15 protein-coding genes are annotated in these 19,107 nt (G+C 69.6%); 5 read left to right on the top strand and 10 right to left on the bottom strand.

All coding sequences use genetic code 11. From position 1 onward, the window contains the following. Positions 1 to 75: 75 nt before the first annotated feature. The 9 genes from ASG80_RS18290 to ASG80_RS18250 all read right to left on the bottom strand — a co-directional run bounded on the left by ASG80_RS18290 (position 76) and on the right by ASG80_RS18250 (position 12,856). Positions 76 to 582, bottom strand: a complete 507-nt coding sequence (locus ASG80_RS18290) for a MarR family winged helix-turn-helix transcriptional regulator (protein ID WP_056733331.1) — start codon at positions 580 to 582, stop codon at positions 76 to 78. A 75-nt stretch (positions 583 to 657) separates the two neighbouring features. Continuing rightward, the gene (locus ASG80_RS18285) at positions 658 to 987 is read right to left on the bottom strand and encodes a cupin domain-containing protein (protein ID WP_056733329.1); all 330 of its coding nucleotides are present in this window, start codon (positions 985 to 987) and stop codon (positions 658 to 660) included. A gap of 115 nt (positions 988 to 1,102) precedes the next feature. Further along, positions 1,103 to 5,704, bottom strand: a complete 4,602-nt coding sequence (locus ASG80_RS18280) for a family 43 glycosylhydrolase (RefSeq protein ID WP_056733328.1) — start codon at positions 5,702 to 5,704, stop codon at positions 1,103 to 1,105. Between the two features lie 207 nt (positions 5,705 to 5,911). After that, a complete protein-coding gene (locus ASG80_RS18275) occupies positions 5,912 to 8,401 on the bottom strand; it encodes an FAD-dependent oxidoreductase (RefSeq protein ID WP_056733325.1) in 2,490 nt (829 codons plus the stop codon). 150 nt (positions 8,402 to 8,551) lie between these two features. Further along, on the bottom strand, positions 8,552 to 9,532 hold the full coding sequence (locus ASG80_RS18270) for a VOC family protein (RefSeq protein WP_235508390.1): 981 nt from the start codon (positions 9,530 to 9,532) through the stop codon (positions 8,552 to 8,554). Further along, positions 9,529 to 10,626 carry a 4-oxalomesaconate tautomerase gene (locus ASG80_RS18265; protein WP_235508389.1) on the bottom strand — a complete coding sequence of 366 codons (1,098 nt, stop codon included), beginning with the start codon at positions 10,624 to 10,626 and terminating at the stop codon, positions 9,529 to 9,531. The genes ASG80_RS18270 and ASG80_RS18265 overlap by 4 nt, the downstream gene beginning before the upstream one ends. Then, positions 10,623 to 11,420: a DUF1932 domain-containing protein gene (locus tag ASG80_RS18260; protein WP_056733323.1), complete on the bottom strand. Its 798-nt coding sequence runs from the start codon at positions 11,418 to 11,420 to the stop codon at positions 10,623 to 10,625. Before ASG80_RS18260 ends, ASG80_RS18265 begins: the two co-directional genes overlap by 4 nt. Beyond that, positions 11,417 to 12,121 (bottom strand): 4-carboxy-4-hydroxy-2-oxoadipate aldolase/oxaloacetate decarboxylase, encoded by a 705-nt coding sequence (locus tag ASG80_RS18255; RefSeq protein WP_056733321.1) that lies wholly within the window; start codon positions 12,119 to 12,121, stop codon positions 11,417 to 11,419. The genes ASG80_RS18260 and ASG80_RS18255 overlap by 4 nt, the downstream gene beginning before the upstream one ends. Positions 12,122 to 12,124: 3 nt before the next feature. Further along, positions 12,125 to 12,856 (bottom strand): PIG-L deacetylase family protein, encoded by a 732-nt coding sequence (locus tag ASG80_RS18250; protein ID WP_056733319.1) that lies wholly within the window; start codon positions 12,854 to 12,856, stop codon positions 12,125 to 12,127. A 175-nt stretch (positions 12,857 to 13,031) separates the two neighbouring features. On the opposite strand from ASG80_RS18250, the gene ASG80_RS18245 reads away from it, so the two are divergent. From ASG80_RS18245 to ASG80_RS18225, 5 genes are all read left to right on the top strand, one after another. Beyond that, positions 13,032 to 13,688 carry a GntR family transcriptional regulator gene (locus tag ASG80_RS18245; protein WP_235508388.1) on the top strand — a complete coding sequence of 219 codons (657 nt, stop codon included), beginning with the start codon at positions 13,032 to 13,034 and terminating at the stop codon, positions 13,686 to 13,688. A 151-nt stretch (positions 13,689 to 13,839) separates the two neighbouring features. Then, positions 13,840 to 14,814: an ABC transporter substrate-binding protein gene (locus ASG80_RS18240; RefSeq protein ID WP_056733317.1), complete on the top strand. Its 975-nt coding sequence runs from the start codon at positions 13,840 to 13,842 to the stop codon at positions 14,812 to 14,814. Further along, entirely contained in the window at positions 14,811 to 15,656 is an 846-nt protein-coding gene (locus tag ASG80_RS18235) for an ABC transporter permease (protein WP_369816281.1), read from the top strand. The genes ASG80_RS18240 and ASG80_RS18235 overlap by 4 nt, the downstream gene beginning before the upstream one ends. Next, the gene (locus ASG80_RS18230) at positions 15,653 to 16,426 is read left to right on the top strand and encodes an ABC transporter permease (RefSeq protein WP_056733315.1); all 774 of its coding nucleotides are present in this window, start codon (positions 15,653 to 15,655) and stop codon (positions 16,424 to 16,426) included. The genes ASG80_RS18235 and ASG80_RS18230 overlap by 4 nt, the downstream gene beginning before the upstream one ends. Then, positions 16,416 to 17,258, top strand: a complete 843-nt coding sequence (locus ASG80_RS18225; RefSeq protein WP_056733313.1) for an ABC transporter ATP-binding protein — start codon at positions 16,416 to 16,418, stop codon at positions 17,256 to 17,258. Before ASG80_RS18230 ends, ASG80_RS18225 begins: the two co-directional genes overlap by 11 nt. Before the next feature lie 169 nt (positions 17,259 to 17,427). On the opposite strand, the gene ASG80_RS18220 is transcribed toward ASG80_RS18225, so the two are convergent. After that, positions 17,428 to 19,056, bottom strand: a complete 1,629-nt coding sequence (locus ASG80_RS18220) for a subtype B tannase (RefSeq protein WP_056733312.1) — start codon at positions 19,054 to 19,056, stop codon at positions 17,428 to 17,430. Positions 19,057 to 19,107: the final 51 nt, after the last annotated feature.

Genomic DNA, 19,107 nt, shown 5'->3' with positions numbered 1-19,107 from the left:
CTCCATCGTATGTCGGGGCGTCGAGGGCGCGCCCGCGAGTTGGCGGATGCCACTGAGCTGCGATCGATCCGCGACCTACTCGGAGCCCTCCGCGAGGCGACGCAACAATCTGGCCAGCGTCGCCTGCTCCTCACGGGTGAGGCCGCGCAACTCCTCGGCTTCACGCTGCGCGAGTCGCCGCATGGCCTCATCCACGCGCATCGCCCCTTCGGAGGTGAGGCGCACGAGCACGCTGCGCCTGTCTCGCGGGTTGGGGCGCCGCTCGACGAGGCCGCGACGCGACAGGTTCTCGAGTCGATTGGTCATCGCCGCGCTCCCGATCATGGTGGCTTCGATCAGTTGAGCGGGACTGAGCTCGTGCGGAGGTTCTGCTCGTCCCAGCGCCGCAAGCACGTCGAACTCCCATGCCGCAAGCCCGGCGCCGCTGAAGGCGTTCGCTCGCAGTCGGCCGAGTCGGTTCGACACGCGCCGGAGGCGCGACATCACGTCCAGTGGGGTCAGGTCGACATCGGGAAGGCGGCGTGACCATGCGTCGATGATCAGGTCGACCTCGTCATCGCGATCCCGCGCGCTGGGGGGCATACCTCGACGGTATCCCGGCAAGGCACCTTCATCCCACACCGGCAACCGCAAATGACGTGCGTCGCTCCGAACTTCTCAGGCCGCGGGCGGGAACGGCGGCGCGAAGAAGGCGAGCAGCGTCATTCCCTCGTGGCCCGGGTTGGACACGCGCAACTCCTCGCTCCCCCGCAGCTGCGCGAGGAACCCCGCGGGGAACGGGCGCGGACCCGCCTCGGTCTCGATCAGCCCCTCCCCCTCGACGACGAAGAGGAACAGGTCGGAGTCGCCGTGCGTGTGCGGCGGCAGGTCCTGCCCGGGGCTCAACCGGATGATGCGCACGTTGCCCTGCTCGCTCCCGGCGAGAGCCTGTGCGACGAACCGCTCGGGGTCGTAGGGCGCCACCGCATGGATGTTGAGGATCTCCATGCACCGACCGTAGGCGCGTCGTTCGGCCGGCTATGGGCCTTCGGGCCTGCCATGCCGGAACTCCCAGGAAGGGCGAGACGACCGGAGGTCGCCCCGCCCTTCCTGTGCGAACCCGCTACTTCTTCCTGACCAGGATCTCCGCCGACGCGGCCGACGCCGGCGAGGAGCCGACCTCGTTGTCCGCCACGATCGTCGCGCGGTACTTCGCGCCGTACTGCAGGTCGGTGAAGGTCACCATCAGGGATGCGCCGCCGACTTCCTTCACCACCGTCGGGAAGTCAATGGACTTGGGCGTCAACGTCACCGTGTAGCCGGTGATCGGCGCGCCGCCATCGGCGGGCGCCTCCCAGCGCACGGTCACGGACGACGGGCCACCCGACACCATCGGGGCAGTAGGCTGCTCCGGCGCCGTCGGCGCGGGCCGCACGGGTCCGACCTCCGCCGACGCGGTCGCCGGGCTCCACAGCGGCTTGGATGCCGTCACCTCCACGCCGATCACGGCTCCGAGATCCGCGTCGGTGAGCGGGTACTCGGCGCCCGCGGCATCCGGGATCTCGACACCGTCACGGGTCCAGCGGTAGCTCGACGCCGTCCACGGATCGGCGACCCCGGCGGAGAGCGTCTGGCCGACCTCGGCTTCGCCCCCGATCGCGACCGCGAGCGGTTCGGGGTCGACCACCGTCTGCGGGTCCACGCTCTCGAGCGTCGGCGTCACGGTCTTCATCAGGCCGTTCTCGTCGAACTCGATCCGGTCGATCGTCGTCTCGCGGTTGGTGCCGTTGCCGTCGGGCATCGCGAACCGGTGGTAGGCGATGTACCAGTCATCGGTGCCGGGCACGTTGACGATCGAGCTATGGCCGGTGCCGCGGATGCCGAGCGAGGTGTCCTTCTGCAGGATGACGCCGCGGTACGTCCACGGCCCCGTGATGCTCGTCGCCGTCGCGTAGCCCACCCGGTAGTTCTCCGATCCGGTGTCGTCGATGGAGTATGTGAGGTGGTAGAGCCCGTCGCGGTAGTTCACGAACGTGCCCTCCCGGAACGACGTCAGGCCGCTGATCGTGGAGATGGTCTCCGCCTTGACCGAGAGCATGTCGTCGTTCAGCTCCGCGAAGAGCGGCGTGCCGTTGCCCCAGAAGAGGTAGTACTTGCCGCTCACCGGGTCACGGAACGCGGCGGGGTCGATCGCCTGCCCCGACTTCACCGCCTCGCCGTTGGTGATCATCGCCGTGGGCTGCGCGACGAATTGGCCCTCGGGGGAGTCCGCCACCGCGACGCCGATGGTCTTGCGATTGACGGTCGGGTTGTGGCCGCTGAAGTAGAAGTAGAACTTGCCGTCGCGCTCGATGATGGTCGGCGCCCACGCGTTCCCGGTCGCCCAGGGCACGTCGCCGTCAGCGCCGTCGAGCGTCAGGAACGGCTCGGCTGAGCGCTCCCAGTCGACGAGGTCCTTCGACTTCCAGACGTAGAACTCCTTCCCACCCCAGCCGGCGAAGCCGTCGGTCGTGGCGTAGATGTAGTACGTGTCGCCGAACACCGCGATGTTCGGGTCGGCGTACAGTCCCGGCAGCACCGGGCTCTTCATCACTCGGGCCTGCATGCTCCACGTCTCGTTCGAGCCGTCGGGTGCCGTGAGCGTGTAGGTGACGGGCTCGCTGAGGTCGACCGCGTCGCCCGACGCCGGCGACACCGTCACGCCCTCGGCGGCGTCGAACACCGGCGCCAGCTCCGTGACATCCGTACCCGGGACCACCGGGAACACCACGGTGCGCGCGGTGGCATCGACGATCGGGGCGATCTTCAGCTCGTCGGGGTCGGCGAGCGTCACGCCGGCGAGCGCGGAGGTGTTGCCCGATCGCGACACCACCTCGCTCGCGCTGAGCGCCCGGTTGTAGAGCGCGAACTCGCGGAACTCGCCGCGGAACCGGGAGTCGGCGTTGTACAGCGAGCGGCCGAGGTAGTTCGCGAACGTCTGCCCGCCGCCGATGTCGCCTGGGTCGAGCGTCACGTTCGTGTTCTTCGCGACCTCGACGCCATCCAGGTACAGCCTCGCCGTGGTGCCCTCGAGCGTGTACGTCAGGTGCGCCCAACGGTCACGTGTGAGCGGCGCCCCCGAGTTGACCGTCTGCTCGGTCGACCAGTTGCCCGACGCGATGCTCGTGCGGTAGTTGTTGCCCGTCGTGAACAGGTAGCCGTTCCCGACACCGGATGCGTCGGTGTTGCCGAGCCCGTAGATGAAATACGAGCCCGACTGCGCCACGTCGATCTTCACCTCGGCTTCGACCGTGAGGTCCTCGACGCCCGTCAGGATGTGGTCGGGCAGGTCGACGTAGTCGTCGGTGCCGTCGAGGCGGAGCGAACCGCCCTGCTGCCATGTGGCGCCACCGACGATCGTGCCGTCGTACCCGTTGCCCGAGCGGTCGGCGACGACCGAGCCCGCGGCATCCGTGAAGTCATAGCGCAGGATCTCGCCGTCCTCGTTGGCGTCGACCGGCGGCGGACCGGCGGAGAACGCCGCGAGCTCGGCTGCGGTCACCGGGATGACGGTGCCGTGACGCGGGCTCGCCGGGAGGTCGTACTGCGCCGCCACCTGCCAGTCGGGCTTAGCGATGTCCGCGGTCTCGAGCGGGATGTAGCCGCGTCCGCCGTACTCGTCGACGAAGAGGTAGTACTTGTCGCCGTTCACGTCGCCGGGGTTCGACTTGAACACGGTCGGACCCTCGACGGCGCTCGTGCCCGCGTCACGTCCGATGCACGAGTCGATCATGGTCCACGCCTCGAGGGTGGCGCGCAGCTCGGTCGAGGTCTCCTGGATGATGTCGCTGCATCCGGTGCCGCCTGCGCCCTCGTCCTTGGTGAACCGGTGGTAGACGTCGCCGGCCTTGATCACCGTGGAGTCGATGCGCGACATGCCCTGGTCCTGCCAGATCTGCGGCTCGCTGAAGGTGACGAAGTCGCGCGTGGTGGCGTACAGCATCTTGTTGTACGTGCTGCCCGTGTGGCCCGGGTCGTTCTCGGCGTAGAGCTTGGACGCCCAGAACACGACGTAGGCGCCGATCGTCTCGTCGTAGTACGCCTCGGGCGCCCACGTGTTGCCGGCCGTGTCGGGCGCGACCTTGACATGACGCTGCTCCGACCAGTTCACGAGGTCGCGCGACTCCCACACCTCGAGGTACTGGCTGCCGGTGCGCTGCGAGGCATCCCAGCTGGTGCCGCTGCCGATCGAGAGGTCGGTGGCGATCAGGTAGAACGTGTCGCCCTCGGGCGACCGGATGATGAACGGATCGCGAAGGCCCTTGGTGCCGTAGTTCGAGGTGAGTGTGGGCTGCCCGCCGTTGAGCTCCCGCCAGTCGAGCGCGTTGTTGCCCTCGCTCGCCGCGAAGGAGATGTTCTCGCCGGCGAGTGAGTTGCCCGTGAAGTAGGCGAACGCGTAGCCCTCGAACTCGTCGAGCTCGACCGCAGCGGGCACGTTCGCGACGAATTCGCGGGTGGCGGATGTGGCGTTCCTCGTGACCGTGGCGGTGAGGGTCACGTCGGTGTCGGCCGCGGGCCGGTTGACGACGCCATCGGTCGCGACGATCTCGGGGGTCGACGACGACCACGAGATCTCGGTGCCCTTGGGCGCGGCGGGCAGTGTGAGGTTGCCGCGCACGTCGTCGATGTTGGTGATGGCGAGTCCGGCGGCCGCCGCGTCGACGACGCTCTGGTCGTCGGGGTCCGCCAGGACGGTCGCGGTGAAGTCCTTGGTTCCGCTCGCGCCGCCCTTCGACACGGTGGCGGTGAGGGTGACGGATGCGTCGCCGTCGCCCGCCGCGGGCCGTGTGACCGCGCCCGTCTCCGAGATGACCTCGGGGTGACTGGACGCCCATGAGATGGCCGCACCGTTGGCCCCGGTCGCCGGAAGGGTCAGGTTCCCCTCGACGGCGGACAGGTCGCCGAGATCGAGCGCGGCGAGGTCGCGGTCGACCTTCACCTGGTCGGACGGATGGAGCGCGGCCACCTCTTCGGCGGTCAGCGCGACGTCGTAGATGCGGAAGTCGCGCAGGCTTCCCGTGAGGTACTTGTCGGCGGTGTACACCGAGCGCCCGAGGTAGTTGGCGGTCGTCACGCCGTTGCCGATCGAACCCGGCGTGATGGTGACGTTGGTGTTCTGGGCGACCTGCACGCCGTCGAGGTAGATGCGTGCCGTGTTCGACGAGTCGTCGAGCGTGTAGGTGATGGTCTTCCACACGCCGCGGGCCAGGTTGGCGCCGCTGTTGACGGTCTGCTCGGTCGACCAGTTGCCGGTGGCGATCGACGACCGGTACGCGTTGCCCGTGGAGAACAGGTAGCCGTTGCCGGCCCCCGACGAGTTCGTGTTGCCGAGCCCGTAGATGAAGTACGGCGTCGACTGCGTCGACCGGATGAGCACCTCGGTGCTCACCGTGATCGACGTGAGCCCGGCCATGATGTCGTTCGGCAGCTTGACGTGGTCGTCGACACCGTCGAGGCGCACGCCCTCACCGCCGGTGAGCGTCGGCCCGCCGGTGATCGTCGCGTCGCGGCCGTTGCCGGATGCGTCGACCGCGACGGTTCCGCTCGTCTCGTCGAGCGCGTAGTTCACGACGAGGCGGTCGTCCACCGCCGCGAACGCGGGCGCGGTCGCGGTGGCGGCGGCCGTGAGACCGAGGAGGGCGGCGGTCAGCCCCGCCAGTGTTCGTCGAACGACGTTGTGCTTCATTGCGCAATCCTTCGGACGTGCCCCGGCATCACGGCCGGGATCGCAGTAAGTGACTGCGGGTGATGTTATCGCTCACAATCGGAATTTCACAAGTGTCGAAGCTTGGTGTCTGCGCGCTGACGTGCTGCGGTGCAGCCTTGCGGGCGTGCGGATGTGAACCCTCACACTCGGTGTCACCTGCGGAGCAGCTCGGCGGTGACAGCGGGGTCAGATGAAGAGCGTCGTTCCCGACTTCTCGGCCTCGCCGAGGAAGGTCGCGACGCCGCCGAGCTCGATGCCGTCGATGAGGTCGGACTCGGCGATGCCGAGCAGGTCCATCGTCATCGTGCACGCGATCAGGCGCGCCCCGCCCTCGCGTGCCGCGGTCATGAGGTCGGGGACCGACTGCACGTCGTGCTCCTTCATCACGTGCTTGATCATCGCTGGGCCGGCGCCGGCCATGTTCATCTGCGACAGCGGGAGCTTGTCGGGGCCCGAGGGCATCATCATGCCGAACGCCCGCTCCAGTGCCGAGTGGTCGCGCTTCGGGGCGTGCGCGCGGCGGAGCGCATTCAGGCCCCAGAACGTGAAGAACATCGACACCTGCTGGCCCATGGCGAGCGCGCCGTTCGCGATGATGAACGCCGCGAGCATCTTGTCGAGGTCGCCCGAGAACACGACGAACGAGGTCTGGTTCTGTTTCGGCGCCACGGCGAAGCCGGTCGCCGCCGGCTCCGCGCCGCCCTTGCGGAACGCGGCGACGTAGCCGGGACCCTCGGGCGTCATCGAGAGCAGCTCGTGTCCGTGGCTCGCGGCCCAGGCAGGCCCGTCGCTCGCGAAGCCCGGGTCGGAGACGTGCACGACGACCTCGTCGCCGGCGGCGAGCTCGCCCATCGTGTTCGACAGCCGCATGATCGGGCCGGGGCAGGCGAGCCCCGTGCAGTCCAGGTCGACGGACTTCCCCGTGCCCTTCAGCGCGGCGATGAGGTCGACCGCCTCGGCGTAGGCGATCTCGGGCGCGGGCGCCGCCGGCGACGCGGGCTCGACGTCGTACCAATAGCGGAACGTGTTGGAGCCGCCCGAGAGCGTCGCGACATCCGTGAACCCTCGCTGGACGAGGATGCGGTAGCCGAGGTAGCTCCGGAATCCGACCGCGCAGTAGAGCCGCACGGGCACGGACCGGTCCCAGCCCTCGCAGGCGGTGCGCAGAGCGGCCAGCGGCACGTTCTCCGCGCCCGGGATGTGCCAGATGCCGTACTCCTCGGGCGTGCGCACGTCGACGAGCCGCGCGCCCTCGGTCGCGGCCGGGAAGTCCTTGGCGTACCAGAGCGTCAGGTCGCCCTTCAGCACGTTGGTCGCGACGAAGCCGGCCATGTTCACCGGGTCCTTCGCCGATCCGAACGGCGGGGCGTAGGCGAGCTCGAGCTGCTCGAGGTCATGCACCGTGCCGCCGAGCCGGAGCACGGTGGCGAGCACGTCGAGGCGCTTGTCGACCCCGTCGAAGCCGGCGACCTGGGCACCGAGGATCTTCCCGGTGCCGGGCGCGAACAGGAGCTTCAAGTGCATCATCGCCGAGCCCGGGTAGTACCCTGCGTGCCCCGACGGGTGGATGTGCACCGTGCGGTAGTCGACGCCGTCGGCGACCAGCTGCCGCTCGGTCGCGCCGGTGCCGCCGGCGACCATGTCGAACACCTTCACGATCGACGTGCCCTGCGACGAGCGGTACTCGGTGTCGCGGCCGCACATGTTCTCGGCGGCGACCCGTGCCTCGCGGTTGGCGGGACCGGCCAGCGGGGTGAGCCACGAGCCGGGCAGCACGGTGTGCGCGGTCTCGACCGCGTCGCCCGCCGCCCAGATGTTCGGGTCGGAGGTGCGCATGTGCGTGTCGACGACGATGCCGCCGCGGGGGCCGATCTCGAGGCCGGCCTCCCTAGCGAGGCCGACGGCGGGCCGCACGCCCGCCGACAGGATCACGAGGTCGGCATCGAGGAAGCGGTTGTTCTGGAGCTCGACGGTGACGCCGCCGACGGCGCGCTCGGCGAACGCGGCCGCCGCCGTCGAGAGGTTCAGATCGACCCCGCGACTGCGCAGGTGCTGCTCGACCGGGATGGAGACCTCCTTGTCGAGCGGCGGCAGGATCTGGTCGGACAGCTCGACGATGGTCACGGCGGCCCCACGGTGCCGCAGGTTCTCCGCCATCTCGACGCCGATGTATCCCGCACCGATGACGACCGCGTGCACCGTGCGGCCCCGAGCGGATGCCGCGCGCTCGAGCGCCGCGTCGAGCTGCGCCTTGATCTCGTCCATGTCCTGGACGTTGCGCAGCACGTGCACGCCCGGCAGGTCGACGCCGGGCAGCGGCGGACGGAGCGGGTCGGCGCCCGGGCACAGCGCGAGCCGGTCGTACGACTCGGTGTACTCGCGCCCGCTCCCGAGCTCGCGCACGGTGACGGTCTTCCCGACGCGGTCGAGGGCGATCACCTCGGTGCCCACCCGCACGTCGATGTCGAGCGACTCGCGCAGGCTCTCGGGGGTCTGCAGCAGCAGCCGGCTGCGATCCGTGATGACCTCGCCGATGTGGTACGGCAGGCCGCAGTTCGCGAACGAGACGTAGTCGCCCTTCTCGAACACGATGATCTCGGCGAACTCGTCCAGTCGGCGCGCACGTGCGGCGACGGATGCTCCGCCTGCGACTCCCCCGACGACGACGATCTTCATGGCGGGCTTCCCCTCGTCTGCACGAATGCGGCCACCCGTCGGGCTCCGCCGGCTTGCATGCCGATGGTAGGCGCCCGAAACCGCCAGGCAAGGGACCTCCGGCCCCACGTGTCGATTCAGCGATCGGGTGATCCGCAGGTCGTGAGCGCATCACACCAGCGGCGTCCCATGCGTATGGAACGAGTCGATCGTCTTCAGTCCCCACGCCTGGCCCTTCGCCCGCTCGGCGGAGGTCCAGCTGATGGTCTTCCAGTCGGGGGCGAGGATGACGCGGGCGCCGGCGTTGCACAGCTCGATCCGGTTGCCGCCCGGCTCCCAGACGTAGAGGAAGAAGGTCTGCTGGATGGCGTGCTTGTGCGGGCCGGTCTCGATGTGGACGCCGGCCTCGAGGAACACGTCGGCGGCTCGAAGGATGTCCTCGCGGGTGTCGGTCGCGAAGGCGACATGGTGCAGGCGCCCGTGCGACCCGGTCCAGTCCTGCGTGTACACGAGGTCGTAGGTCTTGTTGCCCAGGTTGAACCAGATCGCGGCCGGGTCGCCCTCGTCGGTCACGATGCGCTCGGTGCAGCGCGCGCCGAGGACGTCGCCGAGGAACTCGGCCGTCTCGGGCACGTCGCCCGTGAGGTAGTTCACGTGGTCGAGGCGGCGGATGTTCGCGCCGCGACCGGGGAAGGCGGCCGCCTGGTTCTTGAGCGCCGGCGTGTCCGTCGCGTCGGCCTCGTACCAGTCGACGTCCCAGTAGAGGCCCATCGGATGCCCGTCGGGGTCGTCGAACCGCAGTACCTCGCCGAGCCCGTGCACCGAGTCATCCGTGCCTCGTGCGAGGCCCGCGGCCTCGATCCGCTCGCGCAGCCGCTCCAACGCCTGCGGGCTCGCGGCGCGCAGGTAGGTGCGCCCGATGCCCGCCTGCTCGCGTTCAATGAGGCGCACGGTGTACGACTGGTAGTCGTCCCAGGCGTGCAGGTACACGGATGCCTCGTCGCGGTGCACCTCGCGCATCGCCATGAGATCGACGAAGAAGTCGCGGCTCTGCTCGAGCACCGGGGTGTAGAGCTCGATCGGGCCGACGTGCGCGATGTCACGGCGCGTCTCGGGATCGTGCGTCAGGCGGGGAGCTGCAAGGTCGTTCACGGGGTTCCTTCACGGGACGGGGATTCAGGGGTTTCCGGGGTTTCAGGGTCGCGCGGCCAGACCTGCCCATCCATGATCTTCCGGGCGGTGCGAACGAGCGTGCTGCGGGCGACGGACGTGGCCGCCCCCGCTCCCACCAGATCGACGTCGACGTCGAACGAGCCGGTCGGATGCTCCACGCGGTACGGGCCCGGTGCCAGGTGGTCGACCGTCGCGATCGTGCCCTGCGCGAGGCATCCGACCGCGACGGAGACCGCGCCGAGCACGCCGATCGCCTCGTGCACGCGATGCGGGATGAACGTTCGCGTGGTCACCAGGCCGCCGGCGCGCGCCGCCGAGACGATCGTGAGCTTCGGCACCGTCGTGGCGCGGACATCACCGAGCCCCATGGCCGCGCCGGCCGCGAGGCGGATCCGCTCGAGACGCGCGCGGAGCGGCGCGTTCGCCTCGAGCAACGCCGGCGACTCGTCGCCCTCGAGCGCGAGGTCGGCCGCCCTCATGAGCACGACGGGCATCCCGGCGTCGACGCACGTCACGTCGGTGTCGTCGAACCGGTCGACGAGGCGGCCAGTGGGGAACGCGAGGCGGCCGTCTCCGGGGAAGTCGAGCGGGATGGCGGCCGCGGGGAACGGGACGCCCGCCATCTCCGTCCCGCCGGAGTAGCGCACGGCGCCCCCCGGGGTCTGCACGCGGGCCACGACGATGGTCGGTGTCGGGTTCACGATGCGAATGCGCACCTGGGTCTCGTCGCCGCCGACCGGCACGAGCCCTCGCTCGATCGCGAACGGCCCCACGCCTGCCAGCAGGTTGCCGCACGTCTGACGGTCGCTGACGATGGGCTGGTCGGGCACCACCTGGAGGAAGAGGTAGTCGACGTCGGCGTCGCCACCTGCCGACGGGCCGACGACCGCGACCTTGCTCGTGAGGGGATGCGCACCCCCGAGCCCGTCGATCTGGCGGGGATCGGGCGAGCCCATCACCCGAAGCAGCATGTCGTCGCGCTCGGCCGCATCGTCGGGCAGGTCCGCAGCCAGGAAATAGGCCCCCTTCGAGGTGCCCCCGCGCATGAGCATGCACCGGATGCCGCCGCTCACAGACGTCCTCCGTCCGGAACGCCGTCCGTCGCGACGGAGCGGAGCACCTCGGCGACGGCGCGTGCGATGTCGGCACGACCGCCGGTCGCCTCGGCCATCTCGGCCGCCGCCTCCATCTCCTCGATCCGCCGCCCGCTGTGCTGCCGCGTGCCATCGAGCAGCCCCGCCAGCGTCGGACGGTCGAGGCCGGCGAGCGTCTCGACGAGGTGCTCGGCGAACCAGTCGGACAGGCCCTGGGCCTCGGCGGCGCGGAGCGATTCGACCATCACGCCGGTGAGCCCCTTCACGAGCATGCTGCGCAGCAGCTTTCGAGCGGCGGATGTCCCGGCCGGGCCGTCCAGCACCTCGACGAGGTAGCCCGCATCGCGGAGGATCGCCCGCAGGTCCGCCGTCGCCTCAGCGTCGCCGGACAGCAGGACGGGGGTGCGATCGGCGCCCTTGCGGACCGGCGCCATGATCGCGGCATCGGCGAACCGGATGCCCGCGGCCGCAGCCCGGTCGGCCAGCTCCACCTTCGCGACGGGCGCGGCCGTGGCGAAGTCGGCATGCACGGCCGCGCGCGGCGCCGCGGCGATCGTGGTCGTGAGGGCATCGGCGCTGTGGGCCGCGGTCGTGAATGCGAGCACCGCGTCGGCATCGGCGACGGCCTCCTCCCCGGATGCCGCGAGTCGCACGCCCTCCACCTCGGCGGCCGCGAATGGATCCCACCCGGTCACGGCCGTGTGCACCGCGAGCGATCTCGCGAACGTGCTTCCCGCCTCACCGAGACCGAGGACCGCGATCCGGGCACTCATCGCTGGGCGTTCCCGGGAAGCCGGTCGACGTACTCCACGCCGAGGTCGGCCAGGAGCGGCCGCAGTCCGTACAGGTCGACGCCGAGCGTGCCCGACGCGAGCGCGGTGCGCTTGGCCTCCTCGTTCGCGAGGCGCTGGTCGGCGGCATCCGCCACCTCGGCGCCGCGGCCGATCGGCAGGGCGAGTACGCCATCGTCGTCCGCGATGATGATGTCGCCCGGTGCGATCACCCGGCCCGCGATCACGACCGGGACGTTGACCGACCCCGGACTCGCCTTGACCGTGCCCTGGGCGTGCACCGCACGCGACCACACCGGGAATCCCATCTCGCGCAGCGTGGCGATGTCGCGCACGCCCGCGTCGATGACGAGGCCGAGCACCCCGCGTGAGCGCAGCGAGGTGGCGAGCAGGTCGCCGAACATGCCGTCGGTGGAGTCGCTCGTGGTCGCCACGACGAGCACGTCGCCGGGCCGGCACACCTCGACCGCGGCATGGAGCATGAGGTTGTCGCCCGGGTGGCTGAGCACCGTCACGGCGGAGCCGCCGACCGCCGCCCCCTGGAGCCGGGCCTGGACCCGGGGACCCACCAGACCGACGCGACCTGCTGCTTCGTGGACGCTCGCGACGCCGGCGCGGGCGAGCCGGTCGATCACCTCCACCGGTGCGCGGTCGATGTCGCGGACGATGCGGTGGGCGCTCATGCTTCAGGCCAGTTCCGACGTGACCTGCGGGTAGTACCGCTGGTACGCCTCGGCGAACGCGTGCACGGGCAGGCCCAGGTTCGGGCCGCTGTTGCGCTTGGCCTGGACGCCACGGCGCTTGCCGAGGTCGGTGTAGTACTCCACGAGGTGCCCCTGGGCGCCCAGTGCGTTCATGGCGGCGACCTTCTTCTCCCACACCTCGCTGATGTCGAGCAGCACGTTCGGCACGAAACCGCAGACCTCGCTCTGGTGGGGCTCGAAGGCGAACACGGGCGGCGCGCCGATGACCTCGCCGGGACCGGCGACGCCGGGCGCCTGGGCGAGCACCCGGGCGTGCAGCGCGATCTCGGCAGCTTTCGGGTGGTCCATGTTGTATGGGTCGGCGGCAGCGTGGGTGAGCACGACCGCGGGCTGCACCTCCCGATAGAGGTCGATGAGCCGCGCGATGAGGTCGTCGCTCTCGCGGAGCGGGTAGTCGCCGGCGTCGAAGAACTGCACCTCGGCGCCGAGCGCATCGGCCGCGGTCTGCCCCTCCGCGCGGCGGAGCTCCTTGATCTCCGCGAGGCCCTTGCCTGACCGCCAGGCGCTGGCGGACTCGCCCCGTTCCCCGAAGGAGAGGCAGGCGATCACCGCGCGCTCGCCTCGCGACGCGGCGAGGGCGATCGCGCCGCCGGCACGCCAGACGAAGTCGCCGGGGTGTGCGGTGACCACGAGAAGCGGGGACTGATTCGACATTGAACCTCCAGATCGATGTGCGACACCACTCTGCCGACTGTGGCAGTTATTGTCAACAATTTTGCTGACGACTCGGATGACGACACAATGAACCAGGCGAACCTGCGTGAATGTCGCACCGTCGTGACAGAGAATCGCATCATCGTCGATGTCGATGCAGAGAAGGGGGCGGTCGGTGAGCGACCTCCAGGACGTCCATGCCCAGTTGCGAAATGCGATCCTGCGCGGGGACTTCGCGCCGCGCCAGCGCCTCATCGAGGCCGAACTCGCCGAGCGCTACGGTGCCGGCCGGTTCGTCATTCGAAATGCGCTGCTCCAGCTCGCTGCAGACGGCCTCGTCGAACTGCAGCCCAACCGGGGCGCGCGCGTCCGTGAGATCTCGGTCGACGAGGCGGTCGAGATCACCGAGATCCGGAGGGCCGTCGAGGGCCTGGTCGCGGCGCGCGCCGCCGAGCAGGTGACCGACGCCCAGATCGAGGAACTCCACGCCCTCGGCGAGAGCATGACGCTCGCCGTGGAGCAGGGCGAGCTCCTGCGCTACTCCGACCTGAACGCCACGCTGCACTCGCAGCTGCGCGAGATCGCCGGCCACGCGACTGCGACCCGCATCATCGAGCAGCTCAACGGCCAGATGGTGCGGCATCAGTTCCGGCTCTCACTGGTGCCCGGCCGCCCGAGCGTCTCGCTCCCCGAGCATCTCGCGATCATCGACGCCGTCTGCGACCGTGACTCCGAGCGCGCCGGCCGGCTCATGGGCGAACACATCGGCAGCGTCATCGTCACCCTCCGCACCCTCGACGACCAGGCACGCTCGATGCCGCAGGTTCGCTGAGCGAGGACAGCGATCGACGAGAGATTGCTAACAATTTTGGTTACGTTATTGACAGCGATTCCTGAACACCCGTAGTGTCGCCGCAGACACGGCAACCAGCCCGCCCGGACACGGTGTCCTGACCGGGCCGCCTACCTCACAACGGAGTGACATGAATCGCATCAGCATGATCGGGGTCGCCGCGGTGGCCCTGCTGGCCCTTTCCGGATGCACCGACTCCGAAGCGGGCGCCGAGAGCCCCGCGGCGAGCGAGGGCGCCGCCGAGCTCACCCCCGTCACCGTCGGCGTCATTCCCATCGCCGACACCGCGCCGCTCTACCTCGGCGACGCGCAGGGGTTCTTCGAGGGCGCCGGCCTCGACCTCACCATCGAGACCGCCACCGGCGGCGCCGCCATCGTCCCGGCCGTCGTCGCCGGCGACTACCAGTTCGGCTTCAGCAACGTGCTCTCGCTGATGGTGGCGAACGAGAAGGGCCTCGGCCTCGAGACGGTCAGCCCAGCGGTCGCCACGACGGGAGACTCCGACGCCGACTTCGGCGCGATCATCGTCAAGGCCGACTCGCCCATCCAGTCGCCCGCCGACCTCGCAGGCAAGACCGTGTCGAGCAACAGCCTCGGCAACATCAACGACACGATCGTGCGCACGCTCGTCGACGACGCGGGCGCCGACTCGTCGACCATCTCGTTCGTCGAGGTCCCGTTCCCTGACGCGATCGCCGCGGTCGAGAACAGCCAGGTCGACGCGGCATTCGTGGTCGAGCCCTTCGTCACATCGGCGCTCGAGGCGGGCGACCGCGTGATCTCCTACGCCTACGCGGACTTCGACCCGAAGCTCGACATCGCCGCCTACTTCGCGACCAGCGACTACGTCGAGGGTGATCCCGAGGTCGTCGAGAAGTTCCAGACGGCGATGCAGCAGTCCCTCGAGTACGCACAGGAGAACCCCGACGCCGTGCGCGACATCATCGCGACCTACACGAAGACCCCGCCCGAGACGCTCGCGAAGATCGTTCTCCCGACCTGGCCGACCGCGATCGACGAGGACGCGCTGCAGAAGCTCGCCGAGGCGGCGCAGTCCTACGGCGTGCTTACCCAGGAGCCCGACCTGGATTCCCTGCTCCAGTGACCCTCACCACCTCGCAGCAGACCACCGCGGCCGCGGCCGTGCCGGGACGGCGTCATGCACGCCGTCCCGGCGCGCGCCGCGCCGCGCTGCTCGGCACGGCCGGCATCATCGGATTCCTCCTGCTCTGGGAGGCGGTGTGCCGGCTGGGGCTCGTCGACCCCCGCTTCCTCCCTCCGGCCAGCGAGGTGCTCGTACAGCTCGGACGAGATCTCCTCGACCTCGCGTTCTGGCGCAGCGTGTCCGCCACGATGACGAGTTGGGCCATCGGCCTCGCGATCGCGGTCGTCGCCGGGTCGGTCCTCGGATTCCTGATCGGCTCGAGCCGCTTCCTCGAGCGGGCGACCCGCTCGACCATCGAGTTCCTGCGGCCGATCCCCTCGGTCGCGCTCATCCCGCTCGCGGTGCTGCTCTTCGGCACGAAGATCCAGTCGAGCCTGCTCCTCATCGTCTACGCCGCGTTCTGGCAGGTGCTCCTGCAGGTGATCTACGGCACGCAGGACGTCGACCCGGTGGCGGACGCCACCGCGCGCAGCTATGGGCTGCGGCGGCTCAGCCGCATCCGACACGTCGTCTGGCCGACGACCCTCCCCTACCTCATGACCGGTGTCCGGCTCGCCGCCACCGTGGCCCTGATCCTCGCCATCACGTCGGAGCTCATCATCGGCACGCCCGGCCTCGGCAAGCAGATCGCCCTCGCGCAGTCGGGCGGAGCGGTCGTGGAGATGTACGCGCTGGTGGTCGCGACGGGCCTCATCGGCGTCGCCATCAACCTGCTCGCGCGCCTCGTCGAGCGTCGAGCCCTCGCCTGGCACACCTCGGTGCGATCGGAGCTCGAAGCATGAGCGCGCTGAAGTCGTTCGCCTACCTCATCGGGCTCCCGCTGATCCTCGTCACCCTGTGGTGGGCGGCGACCGTCGGCGGCACCTCCTTCTTCGTCCCGACTCCCGGACAGCTGATCGAGACGTTCGTCGAGACGTGGATCGGACCGCGCTTTTGGGAGGACGTCCTGCCGAGCCTCGGGCGCCTCTTCACCGGGCTCTTCTGGGCGATCGTGCTCGGCGTCGTCATCGGCGTGGCCATCGGATCCTTCCGCGCCATCCGCCAGATCCTCGAGCCGTTGCTCGAGTTCTTCCGCGCCATCCCGCCGCCCGTGCTCGTCCCGCTGCTCATGCTCATCATCGGGGTGAACGACCAGATGAAGGTCGTGGTGATCATCTCGGGCGCGATCTGGCCCATCCTGCTCAACACCGTGGAGGGCGTCCGCGCCACCGACGAGGTCATGCGCGAGACGAGTCGCAGCTACCAGATCGGCGGTCGCTTCCGCCTGCGCTACCTCGTGCTGCCGGCGGCGGCCCCGCAGATCCTCACAGGGGTCCGGCAGTCCCTGTCGATCGGCCTGATCCTCATGGTCATCTCCGAGATGTTCGCCTCGTCGTCGGGCCTCGGCTTCACCATCGTGCAGTTCCAGCGCAGCTTCGCCGTGCCCGAGATGTGGAGCGGCATCCTGCTGCTCGGCCTCATCGGCCTGGGGCTGAGCGCCGTCTTCCGACTCATCGAACGGCGCATCCTGCGCTGGTACCACGGACTCAGGGAGGTCCAGCGTGAATCCTGAAGAACCCTCGCGCGCCGACGCGGCGCCGATCCTCGTCGTCGACGGGCTGCGGAAGGTCTACTCCTCGCCCACCGGCGACGACGTGGAGGCGGTGCGCAACCTGACCTTCACGGTGCCGACCGGACAGCTCGTCTGCATCGTCGGCCCCTCGGGAGCCGGCAAGACCACGCTCCTGAAGTGCATCGCGGGGCTCCTGCCGCCGACCAGCGGCCGGCTGGAGCTCCAGGGCACGGCCATCGTCGGCCCGCCCAAGACGATGGCGGTCGTCTTCCAGGAGTACGGGCGCAGCCTCTTCCCCTGGATGAGCGTCGAGGCCAACGTCGAACTGCCGCTCAAGACCGCCAGGGTGCCCAAGGCCGAACGTCGGCAACGCGTCGCCGAGGCGCTCGAGGCCGTCGGGCTCTCGCACGCGGCATCCAAGTACCCCTGGCAGCTGTCGGGCGGGATGCAGCAGCGGGTGGCGATCGCTCGAGCCGTGGCCTATCGGCCACAGGTGCTGCTCATGGACGAGCCGTTCGCCGCGGTCGACGCGCAGACGCGCGCGGACCTCGAGGACCTCATCCGCCGGATCTGGAAGACCCTCGGCGTCACGATCCTCTTCGTCACCCATGACATCGACGAGTCGGTGTACCTCGCCGAGCGTGTCATCGTGCTCACCAGTTCGCCGACGGTCGTGCTCGACGATGTGACGATCGATCTCCCCGCCGAGCGCGACCAGATCACCACGCGGTCGGCCGAACGCTTCGGTGTGCTGCGGACCCGCATCTGGGAGGAGATCCAGCGCGCGAAGACGATGACGGGCGCGATGGCGGACATCGGGTCCGGTCGCTGACAGCCTGCGACACCTGAGCACCTCCGGGCGAGTCACGCCCGGAGGTGTTCTCGTGTGCGGCGCAGATCGACGTCTGCCTGCGCCCCCCGTCGATCGGTATCCCCGCGCAGGACGAAGCCCCCTCCGCCACGAGGCGGAGGGGGCTTCTCGCCGCATCAGTCGCCTGGCGTCAGCCCGCGTCGGCCGTGGCGAGCGCGTCGGCGATCCACTGCATGGCCTCGGGCACGTCGTAGTTGCCGGAGTGCGGCCGATCCCAGGCGAGGCGGTAGTTCACGTCGCGCACGTCTTGGTCGGCCTCGAGCGCCCGGTCGAGGTTCAGCGAGATGGTGAACGCCGTGTCCCGGTCGCGCGTGCCGTGCCGCACGTACCAGTACGGAGCCGTGTCGGCCTGCGTGCCGATGTACTGCATCGGATCGATGAGGTCGACCTGCTCGTCCACGGTCGTGTCCGGGTCCTTCGTCAGCTGCACCCACGTGAGCCCGGTGTCATCGAGGCCGATCCCGTCGCCCGCGATGATGTTGTGCTCCCAGGCGTACTCGGTGAAGTTCGAGTACACCTGCGTCGAGGTGCCGAACAGGTTCGACTCCCCGGCGGTGAGGTTGTTCACCCCGGTCTGGTCGAACGCCGGTGCCGGCTTCAGCGTCGCCTGGGTCCCGACGAAGGTCAGGTAGCGCTCCATGTCCACCGACACCACCGTGTTCGCGTCGTTGTCGACGTCGATCCAGTCGTTGGTGTAGGTGCCCGACTTCGGCGGCGACCCGGGCGAGCCCGGGCTCGTGTAGACGATCTGCTCACCCAGGTCGGGGATGACGTTCGCCGGGTCGGCCCCCATGTACGTGACCGCTGAGTGGATCACCTCGGCCTCTATTTCGTCGAGCATGTTCTCCGCGGTGAGCGGCCCCCCTGCTGCGGACTTGAGGTGGAGGCTCTGCTCGTAGGCCGGGTACTGCGCCGCGAGCGCAGCACTCGTCGCGGATTCGGCCGTCGAACCGACCGCCGCCCGCGTGCCGAGCGTGGTGTACAGCCACTCGTAGGCGATGTCGGCGTTGCCGAGATCGGTGATCGGGCAGTAGGCGTTGACCGCGAACACATCGTCGCCGATCGTGCTCTTGCCCTTCGACGAGATGCCGGCCGCGCCGATCTCGGCCAGGTACGGCTCGTAATCGGTGCTGTTGCCCGATGCGCCGAGGATGGAGACGAGCGCGCCGCCGCCGCTCGTGCCGTTGATCACGATCCGCCCGGCGCTCCCGGGCATCACGTCGTCGTTGAGTCGCAGGTACCGCACTGCCGCCTTGGCGTCGACGACGGGCGCGGGAGCCTTGCCCGCATACGTGCCGTCGGCGGCCACGACGCCGCGCGAGCGAGAGGCCACGTCGATGAAGACGAAGCCGGCCTTCAGTGCCGCTCCCACGTTGCTCGTCGCGCTGTCGTAGGAGGCGCCGTCCCTCACCGACGCGCGGATGTAGCTCGCGAACCATCCGCCGTTGTTGACGGCGTAGTAGATCGCCGTGTCCTGGTCGTCGACGGCCCCCTCAGGTACGAACACGTTCATGCTCTGGTAGCCGCAGGCGGGGTTGGCGATGGTGTTCGCGCCCTGCGTACTCGCCATCAGGATCGGGTCCGCCACGTAGCAGACCTCCTTGTACCAGCGCACCGGTGTCGGCACGCCGTCGACGGTCACGTTGATCGTGGTGTATGCGGTGTCGTCGAAGGCGAGCTCCGCGTCCTCCACGTCGGGCGCCGATCGGCTTCCGGATGCCTCGGCGCTGGCCATCGGCGAAGCGCTGAGCATGACCATGAGCACTGCCGCGCCGATCGCGGTCGCGACCCGACCGACTGCGCGTGCCGC

The organism is Agromyces sp. Soil535, from assembly GCF_001428255.1.
Taxonomy (GTDB): domain Bacteria; phylum Actinomycetota; class Actinomycetes; order Actinomycetales; family Microbacteriaceae; genus Agromyces.
Note: the sequence above shows the minus strand (reverse complement) of the source record. Positions and strands in the feature narration are given on the sequence as shown.